Origin of the sequence: Streptococcus sp. SI1, assembly GCF_030439945.1 — a bacterium.
Lineage (GTDB): Bacteria > Bacillota > Bacilli > Lactobacillales > Streptococcaceae > Streptococcus > Streptococcus intermedius.
Genome location: NZ_JAQFJE010000010.1, coordinates 1 through 5,175 on the forward strand (window position 1 = coordinate 1; position 5,175 = coordinate 5,175).

Sequence of the window (5,175 nt, forward strand, 5' to 3'; positions counted from 1 at the left end):
AGCGTTAGAAAAAAAGATGAAAAAAGGTATTGACAAGAAGAGTAGTAGGTGATATACTAAGATAGTTGTCGCTTGAATGGCGATAAAGACCTTTGAAAACTGAACAAGACGAACCAATGTGCAGGCGACTGTTGAGAGACAGTCAGTCAAAGATAAGCAAATAAATCTGTCAGTGACAGAAATGAGTGAAGACTCAAACTATAAATGAGAGTTTGATCCTGGCTCAGGACGAACGCTGGCGGCGTGCCTAATACATGCAAGTAGAACGCACAGGATGCACCGTAGTTTACTACACCGTATTCTGTGAGTTGCGAACGGGTGAGTAACGCGTAGGTAACCTGCCTGGTAGCGGGGGATAACTATTGGAAACGATAGCTAATACCGCATAAGAACATTTACTGCATGGTAGATGTTTAAAAGGTGCAAATGCATCACTACCAGATGGACCTGCGTTGTATTAGCTAGTAGGTGAGGTAACGGCTCACCTAGGCGACGATACATAGCCGACCTGAGAGGGTGATCGGCCACACTGGGACTGAGACACGGCCCAGACTCCTACGGGAGGCAGCAGTAGGGAATCTTCGGCAATGGGGGGAACCCTGACCGAGCAACGCCGCGTGAGTGAAGAAGGTTTTCGGATCGTAAAGCTCTGTTGTTAAGGAAGAACGAGTGTGAGAATGGAAAGTTCATACTGTGACGGTACTTAACCAGAAAGGGACGGCTAACTACGTGCCAGCAGCCGCGGTAATACGTAGGTCCCGAGCGTTGTCCGGATTTATTGGGCGTAAAGCGAGCGCAGGCGGTTAGATAAGTCTGAAGTTAAAGGCAGTGGCTCAACCATTGTAGGCTTTGGAAACTGTTTAACTTGAGTGCAGAAGGGGAGAGTGGAATTCCATGTGTAGCGGTGAAATGCGTAGATATATGGAGGAACACCGGTGGCGAAAGCGGCTCTCTGGTCTGTAACTGACGCTGAGGCTCGAAAGCGTGGGGAGCGAACAGGATTAGATACCCTGGTAGTCCACGCCGTAAACGATGAGTGCTAGGTGTTAGGTCCTTTCCGGGACTTAGTGCCGCAGCTAACGCATTAAGCACTCCGCCTGGGGAGTACGACCGCAAGGTTGAAACTCAAAGGAATTGACGGGGGCCCGCACAAGCGGTGGAGCATGTGGTTTAATTCGAAGCAACGCGAAGAACCTTACCAGGTCTTGACATCCCGATGCCCGCTCTAGAGATAGAGCTTTACTTCGGTACATCGGTGACAGGTGGTGCATGGTTGTCGTCAGCTCGTGTCGTGAGATGTTGGGTTAAGTCCCGCAACGAGCGCAACCCTTATTGTTAGTTGCCATCATTCAGTTGGGCACTCTAGCGAGACTGCCGGTAATAAACCGGAGGAAGGTGGGGATGACGTCAAATCATCATGCCCCTTATGACCTGGGCTACACACGTGCTACAATGGCTGGTACAACGAGTCGCAAGCCGGTGACGGCAAGCTAATCTCTGAAAGCCAGTCTCAGTTCGGATTGTAGGCTGCAACTCGCCTACATGAAGTCGGAATCGCTAGTAATCGCGGATCAGCACGCCGCGGTGAATACGTTCCCGGGCCTTGTACACACCGCCCGTCACACCACGAGAGTTTGTAACACCCGAAGTCGGTGAGGTAACCGTAAGGAGCCAGCCGCCTAAGGTGGGATAGATGATTGGGGTGAAGTCGTAACAAGGTAGCCGTATCGGAAGGTGCGGCTGGATCACCTCCTTTCTAAGGAAAATACGGAAGACATTGAGTTCGTTTTGTTTAGTTTTGAGAGGTCTTGTGGGGCCTTAGCTCAGCTGGGAGAGCGCCTGCTTTGCACGCAGGAGGTCAGCGGTTCGATCCCGCTAGGCTCCATTAGGATATGGAATTCACCTTTAGTTGATGATATCCTAAAGTAGCACATTGAAAATTGAATAACGATATCAAATAGTAACAAGAAAATAAACCGAAAACGCTGTGAATATTAATGAGTTTATGACTGAAAGGTCAAAATAAGGTTAAGTTAGTAAGGGCGCACGGTGGATGCCTTGGCACTAGGAGCCGAAGAAGGACGTGACAAACGACGAAATGCCTTGGGGAGCTGTAAGTAAGCGTTGATCCAGGGATGTCCGAATGGGGGAACCCAGCAGGTTGATGCCTGTTACCCATTTCTGTTAAGGAAATGAGGAGGAAGACGCAGTGAACTGAAACATCTAAGTAGCTGCAGGAAGAGAAAGCAAAAGCGATTGCCTGAGTAGCGGCGAGCGAAAGGGCAGAAGGGCAAACCGAAGAGTTTACTCTTCGGGGTTGTAGGACTGCAATGTGGACTCAGAATTTATAGAAGAATGATTTGGGAAAGTCAGCCAAAGAGAGTAAGAGCCTCGTATTTAAAATAGATTCTGTACCTAGCAGTATCCTGAGTACGGCGGGACACGAGGAATCCCGTCGGAATCTGGGAGGACCATCTCCTAACCCTAAATACTCCCTAGTGACCGATAGTGAACCAGTACCGTGAGGGAAAGGTGAAAAGCACCCCGGGAGGGGAGTGAAAGAGAACCTGAAACCGTGTGCCTACAACAAGTTCGAGCCCGTTAATGGGTGAGAGCGTGCCTTTTGTAGAATGAACCGGCGAGTTACGATATGATGCGAGGTTAAGTTGAAGAGACGGAGCCGTAGGGAAACCGAGTCTGAATAGGGCGTTTTAGTATCATGTTGTAGACCCGAAACCATGTGACCTACCCATGAGCAGGTTGAAGGTGAGGTAAAACTCACTGGAGGACCGCACCAGGGCACGTTGAAAAGTGCTTGGATGACTTGTGGGTAGCGGAGAAATTCCAAACGAACTTGGAGATAGCTGGTTCTCTCCGAAATAGCTTTAGGGCTAGCGTCGACAGAAAGATTCTTGGAGGTAGAGCACTGTTTGGGTGAGGGGTCCATCCCGGATTACCAATCTCAGATAAACTCCGAATGCCAACGAATTATGGTCGGCAGTCAGACTGCGAGTGCTAAGATCCGTAGTCGAAAGGGAAACAGCCCAGACCACCAGCTAAGGTCCCAAAATAATTGTTAAGTGGAAAAGGATGTGGGGTTGCACAGACAACTAGGATGTTAGCTTAGAAGCAGCTATTCATTCAAAGAGTGCGTAATAGCTCACTAGTCGAGTGACCCTGCGCCGAAAATGTACCGGGGCTAAAACAATTTACCGAAGCTGTGGATACCTTTATAGGTATGGTAGGAGAGCGTTCTATGTGTGGAGAAGGTGTACCGCAAGGAGCACTGGAACGCATAGAAGTGAGAATGCCGGTATGAGTAGCGCAAGACAGGTGAGAATCCTGTCCACCGTAAGACTAAGGTTTCCAGGGGAAGGCTCGTCCGCCCTGGGTTAGTCGGGACCTAAGGAGAGACCGAAAGGTGTATCCGATGGCCAACAGGTAGAGATTCCTGTACTAGAGTATAGAGTGAAGGAGGGACGCAGAAGGCTAACTCAAGCGTGCGAATGGAAGAGCACGTCTAAGCAGTGAGGTGTGATATGAGTCAAATGCTTATATCTCTAACATTGAGCTGTGATGGGGAGCGAAGTTTAGTAGCGAAGTGAGTGATGTCACCCTGCCAAGAAAAGCTTCTAGCGATAATTTATACTCTACCCGTACCGCAAACCGACACAGGTAGTCGAGGCGAGTAGCCTCAGGTGAGCGAGAGAACTCTCGTTAAGGAACTCGGCAAAATGACCCCGTAACTTCGGGAGAAGGGGTGCTGATTTAGGTCAGCCGCAGTGAATAGGCCCAAGCAACTGTTTATCAAAAACACAGCTCTCTGCTAAATCGTAAGATGATGTATAGGGGGTGACGCCTGCCCGGTGCTGGAAGGTTAAGAGAAGTGCTTAGCGTAAGCGAAGGTATGAATTGAAGCCCCAGTAAACGGCGGCCGTAACTATAACGGTCCTAAGGTAGCGAAATTCCTTGTCGGGTAAGTTCCGACCCGCACGAAAGGCGTAATGATTTGGGCACTGTCTCAACGAGAGACTCGGTGAAATTTTAGTACCTGTGAAGATGCAGGTTACCCGCGACAGGACGGAAAGACCCCATGGAGCTTTACTGCAGTTTGATATTGAGTGTCTGTGCCACATGTACAGGATAGGTAGGAGCCAATGAGATCGGGACGCCAGTTTCGATGGAGGCGATGTTGGGATACTACCCTTGTGTTATGGCCACTCTAACCCGGTAGGTTTATCATCTACGGAGACAGTGTCTGACGGGCAGTTTGACTGGGGCGGTCGCCTCCTAAAGAGTAACGGAGGCGCCCAAAGGTTCCCTCAGATTGGTTGGAAATCAATCGCAGAGTGTAAAGGTATAAGGGAGCTTGACTGCGAGAGCTACAACTCGAGCAGGGACGAAAGTCGGGCTTAGTGATCCGGTGGTACCGTATGGAAGGGCCATCGCTCAACGGATAAAAGCTACCCTGGGGATAACAGGCTTATCTCCCCCAAGAGTTCACATCGACGGGGAGGTTTGGCACCTCGATGTCGGCTCGTCGCATCCTGGGGCTGTAGTCGGTCCCAAGGGTTGGGCTGTTCGCCCATTAAAGCGGCACGCGAGCTGGGTTCAGAACGTCGTGAGACAGTTCGGTCCCTATCCGTCGCGGGCGAAGGAAATTTGAGAGGATCTGCTCCTAGTACGAGAGGACCAGAGTGGACTTACCGCTGGTGTACCAGTTGTTCTGCCAAGAGCATCGCTGGGTAGCTATGTAGGGAAGGGATAAACGCTGAAAGCATCTAAGTGTGAAACCCACCTCAAGATGAGATTTCCCATGATTTTATATCAGTAAGAGCCCTGAGAGAAGATCAGGTAGATAGGTTAGGAGTGGAAGTTGTGTGAGCAATGGAGCGGACTAATACTAATAGCTCGAGGACTTATCCAAAAAGAAGTAATGAAGGCGAAACCAGTAAGGGTTGAGCTTGAGTACGATTTCATTGAGAATCAGCGTAGAAGGGATGATCTTGAGAGGATTTGAGAAGTTATTCAATTTTGAGTGTGTTACATACTCAGTAGTTAAGTGACGATAGCCTAGGAGATACACCTGTACCCATGCCGAACACAGTAGTTAAGCCCTAGAACGCCGGAAGTAGTTGGGGGTTGCCCCCTGTGAGATATGGTAGTCGCTTAGCA

The 5,175-nt window shown here is 49.7% G+C and carries 1 tRNA gene and 3 rRNA genes; all 4 read left to right on the forward strand.

The features are described from left to right. Window positions 1-200 precede the first annotated feature (200 nt). The 4 genes from PCY10_RS09630 to rrf all read left to right on the forward strand — a co-directional run bounded on the left by PCY10_RS09630 (window position 201) and on the right by rrf (window position 5,174). Window positions 201-1,756 (forward strand): 16S ribosomal RNA (locus tag PCY10_RS09630). A gap of 56 nt (window positions 1,757-1,812) precedes the next feature. Next, window positions 1,813-1,885: transfer RNA gene (locus PCY10_RS09635), tRNA-Ala, on the forward strand. Window positions 1,886-2,026: 141 nt separating this feature from the next. Then, window positions 2,027-4,927: ribosomal RNA gene (locus tag PCY10_RS09640) — 23S ribosomal RNA — on the forward strand. Window positions 4,928-5,058: 131 nt separating this feature from the next. After that, window positions 5,059-5,174, forward strand: a 5S ribosomal RNA gene (rrf, locus tag PCY10_RS09645). The 16S, 23S and 5S rRNA genes sit together here with 1 tRNA gene alongside, the layout of an rRNA operon. The last annotated feature ends 1 nt before the right edge of the window (window position 5,175 follow it).